At 60.7% G+C, this 17,242-nt stretch carries 11 protein-coding genes; 5 read left to right on the top strand and 6 right to left on the bottom strand.

Features of this window, described 5'->3' with window-relative positions:
* Window positions 1-89: 89 nt before the first annotated feature.
* Entirely contained in the window at window positions 90-569 is a 480-nt protein-coding gene (locus IRG63_RS02480) for a hypothetical protein (protein ID WP_193509125.1), read from the top strand.
* On the top strand, window positions 553-2,049 hold the full coding sequence (locus IRG63_RS02475) for a multicopper oxidase family protein (RefSeq protein WP_193509124.1): 1,497 nt from the start codon (window positions 553-555) through the stop codon (window positions 2,047-2,049). The genes IRG63_RS02480 and IRG63_RS02475 overlap by 17 nt, the downstream gene beginning before the upstream one ends.
* Window positions 2,050-2,189: 140 nt before the next feature.
* Here the strand turns inward: IRG63_RS02475 and IRG63_RS02470 are convergent, their stop codons facing one another.
* Window positions 2,190-2,768, bottom strand: a complete 579-nt coding sequence (locus tag IRG63_RS02470) for a vWA domain-containing protein (RefSeq protein WP_193509123.1) — start codon at window positions 2,766-2,768, stop codon at window positions 2,190-2,192.
* A gap of 191 nt (window positions 2,769-2,959) precedes the next feature.
* Between IRG63_RS02470 and IRG63_RS02465 the strand changes: the two genes are divergently transcribed.
* Window positions 2,960-3,757, top strand: coding sequence for a nuclease-related domain-containing protein (locus IRG63_RS02465; protein WP_193509122.1), 798 nt, complete (start codon window positions 2,960-2,962; stop codon window positions 3,755-3,757).
* Between the two features lie 164 nt (window positions 3,758-3,921).
* On the opposite strand, the gene IRG63_RS02460 is transcribed toward IRG63_RS02465, so the two are convergent.
* The 4 genes from IRG63_RS02460 to IRG63_RS02445 all read right to left on the bottom strand — a co-directional run bounded on the left by IRG63_RS02460 (window position 3,922) and on the right by IRG63_RS02445 (window position 14,688).
* Window positions 3,922-8,997, bottom strand: a complete 5,076-nt coding sequence (locus IRG63_RS02460; protein ID WP_193509121.1) for a hypothetical protein — start codon at window positions 8,995-8,997, stop codon at window positions 3,922-3,924.
* A gap of 434 nt (window positions 8,998-9,431) precedes the next feature.
* On the bottom strand, window positions 9,432-10,673 hold the full coding sequence (locus tag IRG63_RS02455) for a hypothetical protein (protein ID WP_193509120.1): 1,242 nt from the start codon (window positions 10,671-10,673) through the stop codon (window positions 9,432-9,434).
* Between the two features lie 167 nt (window positions 10,674-10,840).
* The gene (locus IRG63_RS02450; protein WP_193509119.1) at window positions 10,841-12,889 is read right to left on the bottom strand and encodes a hypothetical protein; all 2,049 of its coding nucleotides are present in this window, start codon (window positions 12,887-12,889) and stop codon (window positions 10,841-10,843) included.
* Window positions 12,890-13,290: 401 nt separating this feature from the next.
* Window positions 13,291-14,688: a DNA cytosine methyltransferase gene (locus IRG63_RS02445; protein ID WP_193509118.1), complete on the bottom strand. Its 1,398-nt coding sequence runs from the start codon at window positions 14,686-14,688 to the stop codon at window positions 13,291-13,293.
* 100 nt (window positions 14,689-14,788) lie between these two features.
* Here IRG63_RS02445 and IRG63_RS02440 point away from each other — a divergent pair, with 100 nt between their 5' ends.
* Entirely contained in the window at window positions 14,789-15,196 is a 408-nt protein-coding gene (locus IRG63_RS02440) for a very short patch repair endonuclease (RefSeq protein ID WP_193509117.1), read from the top strand.
* Between the two features lie 256 nt (window positions 15,197-15,452).
* Window positions 15,453-16,247, top strand: a complete 795-nt coding sequence (locus IRG63_RS14005) for an HNH endonuclease signature motif containing protein (RefSeq protein ID WP_193509549.1) — start codon at window positions 15,453-15,455, stop codon at window positions 16,245-16,247.
* 41 nt (window positions 16,248-16,288) lie between these two features.
* Here the strand turns inward: IRG63_RS14005 and IRG63_RS14000 are convergent, their stop codons facing one another.
* Complete coding sequence (locus IRG63_RS14000; RefSeq protein ID WP_370566157.1) at window positions 16,289-17,227, bottom strand: HNH endonuclease family protein; 939 nt, start codon at window positions 17,225-17,227, stop codon at window positions 16,289-16,291.
* Window positions 17,228-17,242 lie beyond the last annotated feature (15 nt).

Genomic DNA, 17,242 nt, shown 5'->3' with positions numbered 1-17,242 from the left:
CGCGTTCTGGTGCGCCATGCGCATCCGGGAGTCTCGTGGGCGAGCGGATGCCGTGAACAGCGCACCCGCAGGAACTAGGGAGTCACATCATGTACAAGGTCTACTCAGGCTTGGCCTGGAGCATCGCGGGCGGTGTGGTGGTGCAGGCCGCCGCCATCGCGTTCGCGTTCGGCGGGCTGCTCAACAGCGTCGCGAACGGCGGCGTCGTCGACAAGGCGCTGCTCGAAAGCCGACAGGCTGGCGGCGTCGGCGAACTCGGGTTCGTGATGCACGCCATCGTCGGTGGGGGACTGATCCCGCTGCTCGCGGTCGTGCTCCTCGTGGTCTCGTTCTTCGTGCGCGTTCGCGGGGCGAAGCTGTTGGCGGCGATTGTCTTCGCGCTTGTCGCGTTGCAGGTGACGCTCGGGTTCTCTATCATCGGTTCTCCGTACCTGGGGCTGATCCACGGCGCGAACGCGCTGGCCATTGTGGCCGCGGCGGTCGTCGCCGCGGTGCGGGTGCGGCGTTCGTCTCGGTCGGCCGCGATGCTGGACCGGAAGCAGGCGACATCCGATGCCGTCACGTCGTGACATCCTGCGGTACGCCGCCGTCGGCAGCGCGGTGACCATCGCGCTCGGCGTCGGCGCGCTCGCGTGGAGCGGCACGCTGCTCGGCGAGTACTCGGTGATGGACATGGGGGCGAGCGGCGGGCACGTCGGCCATGCCGGGCATGACGCCGGTGCTTCGGCGGCCGGGGGTGGCGTGAGCGTGACCTCGCTGACGGCCGACCCCGACCGGCCCGCCGACGTGCGAGTGAAGCTCGTCGTGCGGCAGGAGCCGATCGACGTGCCGGGCGGCCGCCGCGTCGACGGGTTCACCGTGAACGGCTCGTCGCCAGGCCCGGAGATCCGCGCGACGCAGGGCGACCTCGTCGAGGTCGAGCTCGTCAACGAGTCGGTGTCGGGTGGCGCGACGCTGCACTGGCACGGCATCGACGTGCCGAATGCGGCCGACGGTGTGGCCGGGATCACGCAGGACGCCGTGCCGGTCGGCGGGCGTCACATCTACCGGTTCGTGGCGACGGATGCCGGCACGTACTGGTACCACTCGCACCAGTTGTCGCACGAGCAGGTGCTGGGCGGGCTGCTCGGCGCGGTCGTGATCGACCCGGCCGGGAGGGGGTCGTCGGACCTCGCGGCCGATGTCGACGTGACCACGCTGCTGCACGTCTACGGCGGCGAGCACACGCTGAACGGCCGCGTTGCCGACGAACGCACCGAGGCGTCGGCCGGCGAGACCGTGCGGGTGCGCGTGATCAACACCGACCAGGGCACCGCCGCGGTGTGGTCGGCAGCGCCGTTCCGCGTGCTCGCGACCGATGGGCACGACGTGAACGCGCCGACCGACGTGAATGGGCAGCGGTTGCTGATCCCGGCAGGCGGGCGAGCGGATGTCGTGGTGCGGGTTCCCAGCGATGGCGGCGCCGCGCGACTGCATGTCGGTGGAGCGCGCAGCGTGATCATCGCCGACTCGGCGCATCCGGAGGCGTCCGCCCCACCTGCCCGGCAGCCGCACGACACCCTCGACCTGCTTTCCTATGGCACGGCCGAGCCGCTGGCCTTTGACCAGACCGCGCCGGACCGCTCGTTCGACTACGTGATCGCGCGCCGCTTCGGGGTGATCGATGGTCGGCCCGGGAACTTCTGGACCATCAACGGGCGCATGTTCCCGGACGTGCCGATGTTCCATGTGCGGGAAGGGGAGGTCGTCGCGATGCACATCCGCAACGACTCGGGCGATGTGCATCCGATGCACCTGCACGGCCATCACGTGGTGGTGCTGGCGCGGGACGGGGTCGCGGCGTCCGGCAGCCCGTGGTGGGTCGACTCGCTCGACCTGCGCCCTGGCGAGTCCTACGACATCGCGTTCGTGGCCGACAACCCGGGTATTTGGAGCGACCACTGCCACACGCTGCCGCACGCGGTCGACGGCCTGGTCGCGCACGTGATGTACGACGGGGTGACGACCCCGTTCACCATCAACGGCAAGGCGGGCAACCGGCCGGAGTGAGTGACGCCCTCCGGTGGTCCCTCCACGGTGGTCGAGCCCGTCGAGACCCCTAGAGCGGCGCGGCCAAGCCCATCCTGGATCTAGGCGCTCGTACCCCTGCCCTCCGCGCGCTCCCGCTCCTCGTCCAGGAAGCCGACCTTCTACTTCTTCCGCACACTGGTCATGTACCGGTGCAGGGTCTCCGACGCCCCCGCCACGCCATCCGCATCAGCGGCATACGTGAGTGAGCTGTCCGCGTCGATGCCCAGGCTGGCACCGGTGAGCACTGCGTCCTGGTTGGCGCCGAGGAATACGAAGTCCCAGCTGTACTTCTCCTTCTGCTCGGTGATCAGGGCGCGCACGGCGTCGAGGCTGTATTCCTGGCTGGAGTTCTCTTCGCCGTCGGTGACCACGACGACCTGCACGGTTCCCGGGCGCGCGTGCGCCGGCAACGCAGCCAACTCGCGTCCGAACTCGCCGATCGAGATACCGAGCGCGTCGTACAGCGCAGTGCCTCCACGCGGCTCGAGCCGGATGACGACATCCTGCGGGTCGGCGAAGTGATCTTGCCGCTCGATTACGTTGTCGAAGGTGACCATGTCGACGGTCAGCATGCCCTCCTCGGCCGCCTGCTTTTCCAGCAGCGTTGTAAGCGCGCCGACCATCTCGTCGCGGATGGTGGCCATGGATCCGCTGCGGTCGATCACCAGCAGTGTCGTGGTGTAGTTTTCGTCGGCCATGTGGTCTCCTTCGGGTCGGGCAGTTCTGGTCGGGTCGAGCGGATGTTGATGCCTGGGTAAGCGGGCGAGATCAGTGTGAGGGTGGGCCACTGACATTGGGTTCGCGCGGTGCTCATCGGACAACGCCACCCATCTGAGGGCTGTCGGTCTGCTGGCACCACCACTAGCCTCGGCGGGAGCGAGGGAGGGCCATGTCCGGAGATGCATCCGAGTTGAGCCTTGTCGGCCGCGCGCCCGGCTACGCCGTGATGGGGGAGGTGCTGCGCCGGCAGGAGACTGTTCCGCCGCGGTCGGGGCTGGCGCGCTTCTTCGGACTTAGTCCGCTGCATTCGGATTCGGTCAGCTGGTACTGGGGCGCACTCGGTGAGATGGCGGTCGGTCGCGAACTCGGCAAGCTCGGTCCGGAATGGATGGTGCTGCACGCGGTACCGGTCGGGACCGGGGACTCAGACATCGACCATGTGTTGATCGGACCGCCCGGCGTCTTCACCATAAATACGAAGCATCACCAGCGGGGCCGCATTTGGCTCGGATCACGGATGCTCATGGTGAACGGCCAGAAGACCGATCACCTCAGGAACTCGCGGTACGAGGCGAAGCGAGCGTCGAAGCTGCTCTCCCAGGGACTTGGCTTCCCGGTGGATGCGAGAGCGATTCTGGCGCTCGTCGGCACATCGCAGATCACTGTGAAGCAGAGGCCCGCTGATGTGGTGGTGCTCACCGACCGAGAGCTCGTTCGGTGGTTGAAGCGTCAGAAGCCGCGCCTTTCGGCGGTCGAATTGGACTCGCTGTTGGATGTGGCCGATCTTCGCGGCACCTGGCATCGCTCAGCAGACACTGACACGCACACGGTTGAGGAGTTCGACCTCCTCAACGCTGAGGTCACGCAGGCGTATCGGCGGCGACGGATGTGGATTGGCCTTGCCCTGATCGCCGGGATAGCGCTCGCGATGTCGATGGTGGGTCCGCTATTGGACGCCATCACCTAATCGGATCAAGCGTGACGCCCTCTGTGGCCTGGCTTGGAGCCGTGCCCGGTCGGTACCGCGTCGACCTCGTTAGGCAGCACGTCGAGCAGGACGCGTTCGCGGCACTGCGTGCAGGACCTGCACGCTGTTGCTTCCTTGGTGCTTCAGGATCTTGTCGTAATGCTCTACTTCGGCTCGTCAAGAGGGAGGAACTGGACGGTCTCATCCTCCATTTCCGGCAGTTCATCAACCAATTTGTAGAAGGGCGTTCCGGCAATGAGCACGCCCTCGTACTCGAGCGACGAGTAGAGGGCTTGATGGACTGCCAAGCTGCCGATTTGAGAGGCTCTCTGTTCTGGGACGCCTTTGATCCCGAGCATCGACAACTCCTTGCTTGACACATTCGGAACCTTGTGAATAAACCACGTAAGGAGAGGCTCTCCGTAGTTGACCTTTGCTGTGCGGAAATGGGACAAGTACTGAGACGCCAGAATTGTTCCGAATCCAAACTCGCGACCTTGCAGCATCAGCTGCATCAAGACCGGAAACTCATAGCTCATGATGTTGGTTGCTTCATCGATGAGCAGATACGAGTTCAGGCGCCTTAGCTGGGGCTTGGTTCCAACGAACGGCCACTTGGTGGAGCGCAACATGTAGTCGTAGTAGATGTTCAAGAAGAGCGCAACGAGTGCGTTCTTTCCTTCCTGATCAACGCCGAGGTCGCTAAGCGCGAGGATGAGTACCTTGTCCGTGATGAGTTCTTCGAACGACAACAGTTCATCGGGATTGTCGCTGAAAATCTCCCCCATCACCCAATTCGTGAGGATGGAGCTCACGGAGTCAGGCTTCGAAGATAACGCCTCGTACTGCGCAAGAACTGCCGCGATCGTCGGCGGCGTGTGATTCGGACCGCTGTAGCCGCCAACGATTGCCTTTACGAGGTTCGTGCGCTGAACCGGTCCCACGCCGCCATAAATCTTGGCGATGACGTCTGAGAACATCGTGGCGCGTTGCACTGCCTTCTGCGGAGTGAACGACCCGTCCAGAGCAAAGAAGTTGAGGGGGATACGGTGGGGACGGAGAACTGAACCGCCGACGGCCTCCAGGAACGCGTCATCCTGGAAATCACGCTTGTAATCCAGAACAAAAAGGGACACCGGGTTGTCCTGCGTGGCAGCCGCTCCATCCCTAAGCTGGTAAACCAGCGCCTTCAGGAGCTGAGTCTTGCCTGTGCCTAGATCGCCGACCACGCCAATATTCATCTGGTTAAGTTCAGTGTTACTTGGCCAATGAAATGCGAAGCCATCGCCAATCGAACCTAAGACTCGACCGACTGGAAAGTGCACCCCTCGATCGATTCGAGCGGTGTCGGAAGGCGCAATGGCTGTTGGCCGTGTCGCGGTCGATGGAACCGATTCCGGCTCGCTGTCTCGATCGCTACTCCGAGCTGTCGTGGTGCTAGGTACGGCGACTACTTCCTGCGCTTCGCTGGAAACTCGGGCACCAGCGGTGGGTGAGATCGCGGGATGAGCCAGCGCCCACTCGACTACTGATCTCCAATCTTCGACCAAGGCACCGTCGTCGGAATGGGTCGCATCGAAAGCGGCCGCCGAGTCCGAAACTAAGGCGCCGAATGAGTTGAGAGGCTCGTCCGTCTCATGGATGAAGGTGCGATAGTGGTCTCCATTTTCGAACGATGCGTCATGGTTGAAGTACAAGACCATGGGCTGACCAATGTTGATTGCGGTGTTGCCATTCACCACTCGGTTCAGTCGTTCACGAAGGGCTTGCTCGTTCGCCGGATTACTTGGGGTCATCCGCGAGGCAGCCTCTATGAGAGAGGCGAGGCCGTTTGCCCAGAGCCGTAACCCGGCCGCATCGTCCTCAGCACGGAGGCTTTCTTCCCTGTCTACGACCCCTCGCAGGAGCTTCACGGTGTTAGCGAGCTGCCCGAGTGGTTCTCCAAATGCTGCGCTTGAGGGAAGGGGCAGTGAGTGCGAGGGCGTCTCTGCCCCTAGACCGTAGAACTTAATCTCGATCGGCGCCATGGTGACACCTTCTTCACCCAACTCGATTAAAAGAAGGTCCGCTCGCTGCCTCGCTGGCCCGTGTGAGCTTTCACCGGCCAGAGCCATAAGGAATGAATCGCAAGCATCGATGGGAAGCACGAATCGTAGAGAATCCCCGACAACCCTGTCCAGAAGTGCAAAGCCCAGATAGAAGCCCAAAGCTCCGGAGGCATGAGTTCCCCCCATCGCTAAGAGCGATGAGAGCCCGACACCCCGAGATCCAAGTGTGGAGAATAGTGCCTGTGCATCCGCCTCCGAGGTTTGCTGACCCCGAGCTTTGGACAACATCTCGCCGATCTGACGACTAAAACTCATGGGGATTCGTGCCACGGAAACGTAAGGCTTCCGGTCCAGCCAGGATGTCCCGCCCGAGCTCTCGAAGATTGGCGGCCTCCACTCCCAGAGCATTTTGTTGATTTGCTCGCTGTCGATCATCGATGAGACCGCCCCTGGACTCAACATGGTTTCGCCGGCGACCGTCCAGTCGGCGCTCTCGTCGACGAGGAGGGCCCCAAAGAGCTGGGACTCAATCTGAGGCTGTCCCTCAATCACCCTCAGCGCTTGTGAAAACGAGTTGCCCGCGGCCTCAACCCCTGGTCGGCTGATCACGGTTTTGACCGCCTCCGAACTGGAAAGGCTCGCTTCGAACCGTCGGAGCGGGATGTCTGCAATTACGCTAGTCGGGTCGCCGTTGGAATCCTTGACGCGCACCCTGACGCCCGCATCCTGTAACAGTCGGACGTTGCACGTTGCAGTCTCGCCCGGGCTGGGCGAATACCGAGACCAAGAGAACGGCACACCGTCATTTGTTCGAGTCAAGGTGGTGGCCTGTTCTACGGGCATCATGCCCAGACGGTTCGTGGAATCTAGGATCCGGGCGCCTCCAGGCAACCGCTCCTCGCGAGTCTTTTCCCACCTCTGTAGAGCGGACACAACGGCTTCGTCGATCTCCGTTAGCCGTGGCGACTGTGACTGCGAAGCGAGATCGATTGTTAGCGACGTCACGTGGGGGTTCATTCGCCTGTAGTTTTTCAGAGCCGCGGTCACTGCATTGGCGTTAAGGCCGCTGACTGAGGAACCGGGGGCCGACGTTGCTCCGATCCTTGCCGGTGCGCTTAGGGACTTGAAGCCCCCTACTGACGCCTCGACCAACTGCGACCATCCAAGGAAGATCTGATGAACACCAGAGTCGGCGGGCACCGCAAGCATTCCGTTGTCGCTGTGTTCACTCGGGCCGGCGATGGGGAATCCAAAACCATGGACCGTTCCCGCAAGCTCTGCGGCATTGGTTGCCTCCCAGAGAGTCGCTTCCGCGGCGGCAGACCACGCCAATCTAATTGGGTGAAGGGGGCTGAGTAGCACGGACTTGCAGCCGCTGTCATCCGGGCCAAACGACCACGCGCTGATCGAAAATGGGTAACTCGCCCAGAACAGTCCAAACGGGTTCCCAGAGGCTCGGGCCGCACTCACCAGATCGGAATAGGAGTCGAGATATCGCGCCAGTTCAGCGGAGCCTGCCAGTCGCCGACGCGGTAGGCGTGAGGGCCACCTGGCATGTTCTGGGACCTCAGGATCGTTTTGCTGTCCAAAAGCATCCAGAGCGTCGAACGCTTGACGAAATTCCTCCGCTTCTGCTGATTCAACTAGCGATTGGGGAAGGGTCAGTCCTACTTGCTCGTCCCAGGCGGACTCCAAGCCCGACGGCATCAGGACCCCCGCATGGTCAACCAAGTCCTTCATGCTGCCCGCGTCGGAACTAGGCAGTGCCGCGTGACCAAGAGTCGTGAGCCACTCAGGCGTATTGCGCCTTGCGGTCGCCTCGTTCTCGTAGGAGCCGCGGAGAGACTGTGCCTCCGAAATCGGCAACACATCAGTAGTCGGATGCTGACCAATGATTGCGGACGCGAGGGGTGAGAATTGAGGAGCAGCATTCTCTGATGCGCGCAGCTCAAATGATGCATCGGAAACGGAAATTAGGTCACTGCCTTGAGGAATGAACTCTTCGACAAAGAATCCGTTACGCCCGTGGAGCTCCTGCATCCGCCTTCCATCGTGAGTCGCCGTTCCGTCGTTCAGGCTCCAAGCGACCACTCGATATCTTGCGATGGCGTTGTCGAGATCCAACGAGATGGAGCCGAAATCTTCGCGTTCTTCTTCGACATACTCAATGACGTATCTCTTGGCGCTCCCGTTCCGCTGTAGCTCAAAAGCAACAACACCCGCTGTCCCTGACGGACAAATCACTATTCTGGCGGGGCGCGCGCCTGGGATGTTTCCGAACAGCGAATCGCCCGGAAGCACCTCGACCGCGAGTTCGATTATCTGAGGCTCTTTCGGCAAAGAAATGACTGACTGAATGGCCCCCGAGGCGACCAACCGGCCCTCCTCCAAGCGAAGTTCCCCGCTCCACTCGAAGGCGGTTCCAGACACCACCAGGCGAGCGGTCGTCGTCTCTACGTCCTGTGGCGACAGGCTCCCGACGGTGGGGATATGCGCCACGATTGGTTCGGACCGTGTTTGTCCTTCGCCAGACAAGCGAACGATGTTGTAGGTCCCCCCGGGCTGCCTCGGGTCGGTACTGAGCGAATTGCCTTCATCGTCGACAAGAGCGATGTAGCCTACAGCGTCTGCGCTGGCGGGAACTGGCGAAAAAAACTCGGTTTCACTAAGCCGTGCAAGCGCGCGAACCGCGTCATCCGAACCCGCAACGGTCTCTCGCCAGGCTTGAAGGGTGCTGCTGGTGGCAGCAAGGCGCTGGTTGAATCGCTGCCAATTGAGGTCACGAAGGGGAATGCGCTGCCGACCGCTGGACTTCTGAATAAGCGCTATCGACTTTGTGACTTGTTCCTCGCTACCCCACCATTCGGAGAGCGCGTCAACCACATCGCGCCCAACGGATGCCCTTCCGCCCCGTAGGCGCAACCCATCTGTCGGTGTGGGTAAACCGAAAGCCGGGTATGTAAATTCGTGCAATAGCCCCGAGATCGAGGCATCAGGTCGGAGGGCGCGTTCTTCGTCGAGAATAGACTGCAGGCGGTCGAGGCTCTTTCCAACATGAATTATCCAATTGGCGTTCCACGGCCTAATTGTCTGGTCCGCTGCGAGGTGTACGGCTCGCAACTGATGCAGGCAGTTCGAGAGGCGCTTCGCGGCCTCATGCCGCCACTCGCCCAAGTTGGGGTCCTGACGCATTGCCGCATTCTCGAATGGCTCCAACAAAACCTCAAGCAACTCTGCGGGAAGTGCGTCGATTAGCCGGTCACTGCCACTTTCCTCAGGGAAAGACTTTCCTAGAGCCTCGCTGAATGCTGACGTAACTGACGCCAGCTCCGGGTGACGTCCCACCACTACAGCAAGTCTGCTTCCCAGCCGGTATTTCAGGAGCGATTGTGGTGACACAACGAGTACGGACTCGTGAGGGTTCTGACCCACGGCGGACACGAGTAGGGCGTGAGGCGGGGTGCTCGGCCTAATCTCGTTGGCGTTGGTTACGAGTTGGACGGCCCACTCAACGTCGACACCTTCAGGGAGGTACGCCGCGGTGAGTCCTTCCCTTCGCGTCAGGAGCCGCGCCAACGCGGTCGTCAGGATGTTGGAACTCATGTCGATTGTCTCTTCTGTCCGTGTTAGAAAGCCGCTTGAACCCATACCGCTTGATCTGCATCGGCGCTGCCTCTTGCTAGCCCAGCTCTCTCGAGAAGGACAATGAGATCCGACAGTTCGGGCCGGATTCCCATGCGATCCAGTGAGGCCAATACGGCAGCCACGGTCGTGGACTCCCCTGGTCTCCCCGCGGCAAGGCTTGCGACCACCGCAATCCATTCTGTGCCAGGTTCCACCGTTAGAAATCGACCATTGCGTCGCAGCAAGCCGTAGTAGTCGGCGGATGGTCCGCTAACCGTTCGCGTAAGCAACGCGTACTGAGATGCTTCCCAGAGGTTCTTTCCCGATTGCGTGCGCGCTGTGGAACGGAGGGCACTCTCTAATCGAGCAATGCAATTCGGATCACTTCTGATCGATTTGCATGCATCGATGAACGTCATATCGGAAAGAGTCTTGCCGTCCGCCCAGTCATCTATTACGTGTCGAACTTGATCCGCTCTGTAGCTTCTGCGGCCAAGCAAGGGCGCGACATCCCGTGCCTGCACACCGCTTCGGGCGGATCTCCACGGAATGACATCCGACATATCCGCTCTTACTGCGTCCCAAGCGACATCCACAGTGCCTTGTGAGAGGAGTTTTCGTGCGAGCGTCTCGTACCAGAGGGACTCCCAGAGATAGCCGAGCCCGAATCCAAGTCGGAGCACGGTTGTAGCCCAGTCGACCCATACCCGTCCCGGTAAGGCCTCTACCCACTCCTTTCGCGTCAGGGTTGTCCATGAATCGTGGAACCACGCGAATGGAGTGGCGGCATCTGTTGGGAACTGAGTTAGTTGCCGGGGCGCCAAACCGCCATCACGCTTCGTACGCGGCGTCTCAAGCAATGTCTTGTCGGCGGCCGCATCGATCGCAGCCAAGAGGGGGTCAATATACAGCCGCTGTTCGGCCGCTTCTGACCAGAGTCCACAAGCTGTCAGGTCATTCGGGTGGATCTTTCCGAGCGCGAACAGTCTCTCAAGTATTTCGCCTAGATCTGGTGGATTCTTGACACCTTGCATGCCACGTAAGTTTTGCAACAGCGCAACTGAGGGTGTGAGCGGACTCACCGCTTGAGTGTCGCTCTTCTTCGCCCTCACACCCTCGATGCTGTTACTGACGGCTTCAGCCAGTTGCGCGGGCACGGCCTCGCCGACAACACCCGCATTCTCAAGTGCCGCTCCGAACGCTACGAGCTTTTCCCCAGTTGGCGCCGTCGCACGTTGCAGCATGGTCGCCTTTTCTCCTTCAGGGGTTCTATACCGAAGGCCCACAGCTTTTCCGCTCGAGTCCGAGACGGACGTCTCGTAAACGCGCCATGCCATGGCCGATATGAAAGCCTCGGGTAGGGGGACATATTGCGGCCGGGGAAGTGCCAACCCGAGGGCCATAGCGGACGTCATTTACCCGGCCCGCCTACCTGAACGCGCTGTTGAGTGCTTCCCTGCGCGACGACATACGTTGGGCTGTTGCCGAGAGCACCTGGCAAAAGCCGGGCAGACCGAAAGCGCTCAAGTCTCGGGGATGTGTCGTCGGAAACCTCTGTAATTCCTATCCAGCCGGCGCCACAGCTCATTGCCTGTCGTATGAGCGCGAAGTCGAGGAGGATCTTGGGTGACGCCATGCCTTGCTCCATCACTTCAAGGAACAGTTGGTCACCGTTTCTAGACGTCGACAGCGAGTAGGTAGTCGACTCGAGTGCCAACTTCGCGACCGGCGCCTCGCCGATCAACGGCGACGTCCGGCTGTCCAGCACGGGAATCAACGAATTACCAGTTAGCGACCCAGGAATGTTGCTTGGTCTAAGGAGTGTTCGCAATTTGCTTTCTAGGCCATCAGGCAAGGACGGGGACATTCGCCACGCGCTCGTCCACGCCTGGATCTCAGATCTAAAGGCAGGGATTCCGTTGCTTATGGCATAGAGACGTGTGAGGTAACGGCCGTACCAGGCGATTAACGACATCCGATCACGGTCCACGAGCCGCTCAACCCGCATGGCGCTGACAAATGCGTCGTCGATAGCGTCGTCGAATTCGGTTACCGCGCTGAAAAAGGGATCTGAATCATCAAGCGAACGGCGAAGCGTATCAAGTGGGGAATCGGAGGACGACGACCCCGAGAATGCCTCGACGATAGGAGTTGCCCACCCAGATTCCGCCGAGTTGGGTTTTAGGGTGCCGGGCAAAGCGTCCCGCACTGGGTCGATTGCGCTTGTAAATCGAGTAACTGGATTGGACAGCGCATCGTCGGGGAGACTCAGGTCGTCGGCACCGACTCCGAACACGCTTTGTGAGAAGCGGTAGGCGGCCAGCCGCTGGAGTTCACGAAGTCGGGCCACTGGCTCGGTTGACGTCGGCTGCATTTCGAGAAGAATCGTGAGGGGATTGGTAGAAGCAAATCGTTCGGGAGCGTCACCCACGACGGAACGTGCAATTGCGCCCCACAAGTCTCGGAAGGTTAAGCGCGTCCCGGCCACAATCTCGGAGGCTCGTAACGTTGTTAGAACGCCGCGTCGTACCTCGTGCTGACTCAGCGAGGCGAGGTTCGCTGCAAAGGGGTCGAGGAACGCGGCCCCTTCATTCGTCGGCCAAGCATGCTGTGCAATTCGATCAATTACCTTGGTGAACAGATCACTGGACGACATGACGGCATCCAGGAGCGCATCACGCTTCGTCAGCTCTCTTACGCGGTATTGAAGTGGGGTCAAGCGTCCCTCAACCACATTGACCTGCGGACGGGCCTCTAATAACGAGCACGCATCGACGAAGACTGCCGCAGCTTCGGCGTGAGTAACATCTCCGTCCATAAGCGTCGCCGTGCGAAGGTAGGCCTCGTCGACTCCGTCGGTTAGGACGGGACCGTCATCAGAGTCGACGTCAATACCTCTGAAGTAGGCATGGGAGTCATGGAGCCAATTCACGACTTGTGATCCGAACCCGCCCAAACCGTCGTCTCTACTTGCACTGCGCTCCTCGACTAATACGCCGCGGTTGACGCACGCAAGAAGCAGCGAACCCGCGGAAATCGCGTCATCAATGTCTCGGGCGAGAGCGGTCGGCGTCTCATCTTCGCTCGTAATGGTCGCGTCATTGATGATCACAAGCTCGCGGTCGCCGAATCCGAAGCGGTACTTGCGCTCCGCGAGCGTCGGGTCTGGTTCGTCAAGCGGATCGAGTCCCCGGGCTGCCATTGCAGCGGCATAGGACTTGCCTGCGCCCGGGCCACCTACGAGGAAGAGCAGGCGCGGAACGGGCGAGTCGCTCTTGAGCCAATCAACGGCTTCCTGAACACCCGCAGTCGTTGGCGCCGCGGGCCAGCTGGAAACGTCGTCAGTGGGTCGCGCCGCAACTTCACCGCCACCGGTTGCTCGCTCCCATAGTCGCGACATCTCCTTCCAAATGTCACCGCCGCTGGTTTCGATTGAAGGCGAAGAGGCAGGTTGGTTCATGTGAGACTCCGAGATATTCCGTACTTCAAACGCGCCGGACCATGAGATTGAGATCTCGTCGCCGGCCTCACAAAGTATTGGCAAGTGCTTGAACCAAATTCGGGGATCCCCATTCCCACTTTGTGGCCGGGAGAGGCTAGCGACGGACTCGATGGTGGAGCCATCCGGAAAGATGAGGACGGCCGGGAGGGTAACCCGGTGCTCGCGTCCGCGCCCTTGCGAGTCGTAATCGTGAATCCCTTGAGCGCGTAAGAAAGCGCGGAAGTCGCGATTGGCATCGATGATGCATTTTCGAAGTCCGGTGTCGGTCGGCCGAAGCACCGCGCCCGTTTCAGAAGGACCTTCCGGTCTCTGGCGACCTTCGACAGACTCATCCGACACCGACAACGCTCCTAGACCAATTAGGCAATCGCTTGCTCTAACTGCTCAAGCGACGGACTCGCACTTAGCAGACTATCGAGCATCTCTCCCACTGCCAGTCCCAGAAGTGGCGACACGGCATTGCCCACTTGAGAGTATTGCGGAACGTCCACGCGGCGCCGATGCGCGCCGGTTGTCTCGCGTGCCTTGAACACGAAGTCGTCTGGAAATCCTTGGAATCGAGCGAGTTCCCTGACCGTAAAGATGCGAGGTTCGGACGGGTGAACATAGTCGTCGGGAAGAGTGACAACAGTGCGGGCGGGCTCGTCCCATCGCAGGGCCTTTTGAGAGTGCTTGCGCGTTGCAAGCGACTCAATTAGCCGGAGCATTTCGGTAAAGGTCTGCGCGAGCACGGTTTCATCCGGGGCCCTTGCTGGAAACTCAACGCTGCGTAATTCGGCCGCAGCCTTGGACCTTCGTTGGACGTCGCCGAAGTTCAGATCCCTGATTATTCGGTGAGACAGACCCTCAGAGGCCAACCACTGATACAGCTTGAATCGCTCGATGACTCGATCACTGTGGCGCCGACGCACATGGTTATTCAGCCCTTCCGTGACGCGGGCGGGAAGGTTCCAGTCAGCGGCGCTTCCCAATTCTTGGGCGTATGCGCTCCGGATTGCTGTGCGTGTTGTGCCCAGAAGGAGATCCGCAATCGCGTGTTCGACGGTCCTCTCCTCTCCCCGGGTTAGTGTCGGCCTTGGCGCCAGCGCAGGAGGATCGCTATCAAGTTCGTCAACGTATTTGGAGCGCCACAGCGTCCCGGTTGAGCGAATCCCGTGACTCTTCGCGACGTCGCTGCGCAGTCCGATGATCATGAGTCGGGGGCGGTGTTGGGGCGCGCCGTAATGCTTGGCGTTGACCGCGACGCCCTGAACTTCGTACCCTTCGCCCGTCGCCTCGAGCGCGAGCTGAAGTTGCCGGAATGGAGAATGCTCGTCTTTCTCGAACCGGTGGGACATGCCCACTACGTTTTCGATTACTACTGCCCTTGGGCTCGTTCTCCCAACAAAATCCAAAAACTCCCAGGGCAAGGTGTTTCTCGTATCATCTGGGTCGCGCCTGCCGGCGAGCGAGAATCCTTGACATGGTGGCCCCCCGACTACGACGTCCGCCAAATCATCGTGAAGGACTAGGTCTTCATTCTCAAGAACCTGACGAAGTTCGCCCACTGCCAGACCGCGCAGAGCCTGCTCCTCCAGCGGCAATGCAAGGTGGCTGTTCCACTCAATTTCGCTATGTCCGGGACTAATGAAGTTCGCGAAATACGTTTGCGCAGCCATCTCGGATTTTTCTACCGCAAACACGCCTGTCCCACCGGCACGCTCGAGTCCAAGGGAGAGTCCGCCGCACCCGGAAAACAAGTCAACATAGCGGAACAAGAAGCCTCCCAAGTGGTACTAGCGGTCTGAGTATATTCGCGGCATACCAGTCACGGTTCGCGCGACCGAGCCTGACAGAACAGGTTGCTATCGTCATGCCATGTCCTGGGCATCATCGCCGGGCCGGCGTCGGATCATGCAGAGTGTCAAGAGTCGAGACACAACCCCCGAGCTCGCAGTTCGCCGTTTGCTGCACGCGCGCGGGTTGCGCTATCGGGTGAACTTGCGACCGCAGCCAAACTTACGACGCACCGCTGACATTGTCTTTACGCGGCAGAGGGTCGCCGTCTTCATCGACGGCTGCTTCTGGCACGGGTGTCCGGCCCACTATCGTGAGCCGCGCGTGAACGATTCATACTGGCGAACCAAGATAAATCAGAACCGATTGCGTGACGCGTCAACGACCGCGGCTCTAGAAGCTGAGGGATGGATGGTCATGCGGTTTTGGGCGCATGAGATGCCAGCGACAGTTGCGGACGCTATCTCGGTAGTCGTTCGTACCGACTAACTGCGCTCCAGTCGAGGAGTGGCCCTAGCACTGGGGCCACCGGGTGGACGGAACACGCGGTACTGATGGTCGAGTGGACCGTCATTTCACGATCGGCGATTGGGTCGTTCCAAAGTCGCGAGGGTGGTTAGTGCTGGCAGCGGGGTCTGCTCGTGCTCACGGCGGCAACGACGGCTATGACGACGTATCTGGCGCTCATTACAGCTGGGACAGCACCGTTGCAAATCACGCGCATGTGGCGACGGGCGACTTCATCATGCTTTGGGACAAGAGGCAGTTACTTGGGATCTCGGTCATTCAGAGGATCGATACCAAGCACGTTTCCAAGACAGTTTATGTTTGCCCCGCATGCGAACACTCGTCGTTCAAGCCGCGCAAGTCGCTCCGTCCGAGGTACCGATGTCACAAGTGTAAACACGAGTTCGACAGCCCGAAATCAGACACTAAGGAAGTGGTTTCGTATAGGGCCCGCTATGGCGCAGGGTGGATCGATCTCAAGGGGATCCTCAGCGGTCGCGATCTTCGGATGCTCTGCCAGTCTCCGAAATCTCAGTTAAGCATTCGCGAATTGGACATGGCAGCTGTTAACACACGCTTTGCACGGCTTGCGCCGTCTCAGGATTGGGCGGTGCTTCGAGTCATAAGTCACGACCTTGCACATGGACATGCGCTTGCGACTGTGCGCGTCCGTCTCGGACAACCCGCCTTTCGTGCGGCACTTCTCGAGCGATTTGGGAACGTATGTGCCTTCACCGGTGAGGCGCCTGATTCCGCGTTAGAGGCGGCCCATTTATACAGTTATGCCGCCGAGGGAAAACACCATCCCGACTCGGGCCTGTTGATTCGGCGCGATCTACACCGCCTGTTCGACCTTGGCTACATTTGTGTTCACCCAGATTCGAGCTCGATTGACATCCATCCGGAACTACGACGCTATGCGGAGTACGGGCGGTTGCACGGTCGGCGTCTTTGCGTTCCGGTGACGGCCGGTCACAGTCAGTGGCTTACTCGGCACTGGTTTCAGCATCGAGGCATCAACGCTTTGGCATAGCCTCCTTCAAACCCGGGCGCGGCCGCGTTCAAGGGTTTCGGTCAGTCAGGAAGTGCCGGTTCGCCCAAGCAGCCGTCGAGTATTCGCGCCATCGCCTCGTGCTCGGGAGGGGTCACCCACAGCCCATACTTCGCCTTCACTGATACCTGGCGCGCTACATATTCGCAGCGGAACGACTTCGCGGGAGGAAGCCACGTGGCAGCATCGCTGTCGCTCTTCTGCTGATTGACTTCGCCGTCAACGGCCAGCAAGTTGAGTGGGTCGTTAGCGAACTGCACCCGCTGTTCCGCTGACAACTGCTGGGCACCGGTTTGCCACGCGTTTGAAAGCGCGACCACGTGATCGATTTGCACCAGGAAGGATGTATCGGGGCCGCGAACGAATTCGATGGTTTGACCGGTGAACGGATCAAGCAGCGTCCCCGACTGAACGATGCAAGAGTCTCGCATCACGACGTCCACTAGGTCGCGCTTGAGCATTTCCTCACGCGTGCTGCATCCGTCGCCGTCAAGGTCAAGCCACGATTGCCCGAACAACGCCACCCTGTCATAGCCCGTTCGCGGAGCGCGACCCTTCACGTCCAGCGTCTCGAGCAGTTCCCGCGCCGAAATGAAGTCTGGCTCTTCGGGCTCAGGTGGTTCAGAGGGTGTTGTCGCTTCCGGCGGTGACTGTGGGGTAACGGCATCCTGCGTCGGCCAAAGAAGCTGCAGCGGGGGTGACTCGAACCTGTTCGCTGACGTAGCGGCCAACGCCCATGACGTCACGGCGATAAGGACGGCGACCGAGACGGTGCCGATAAGCGCGGGACGCAACCAGCGCGAACCGATACCCAGTCGGCGACCGCCCGAATCGGCTGGTGCGTCATCCGATGCCCACCACGATTCCGGTGGGGACGGCTGGTCATGGCGTAATCGTTCACCCTCCTCCGGGAGGCCATCCGACCAGTGGAGGGACGAGCCCCTACGGGAGTCTTCGCTCACGCCAGTTCTCTCGCC

The organism is Cryobacterium sp. BB736, assembly GCF_014980265.1.
In the GTDB taxonomy this organism is placed as follows: domain Bacteria; phylum Actinomycetota; class Actinomycetes; order Actinomycetales; family Microbacteriaceae; genus Terrimesophilobacter.
The sequence above is the reverse complement of the archived record's forward strand: the minus strand, read 5'-3'. Positions and strand labels throughout refer to the sequence as shown.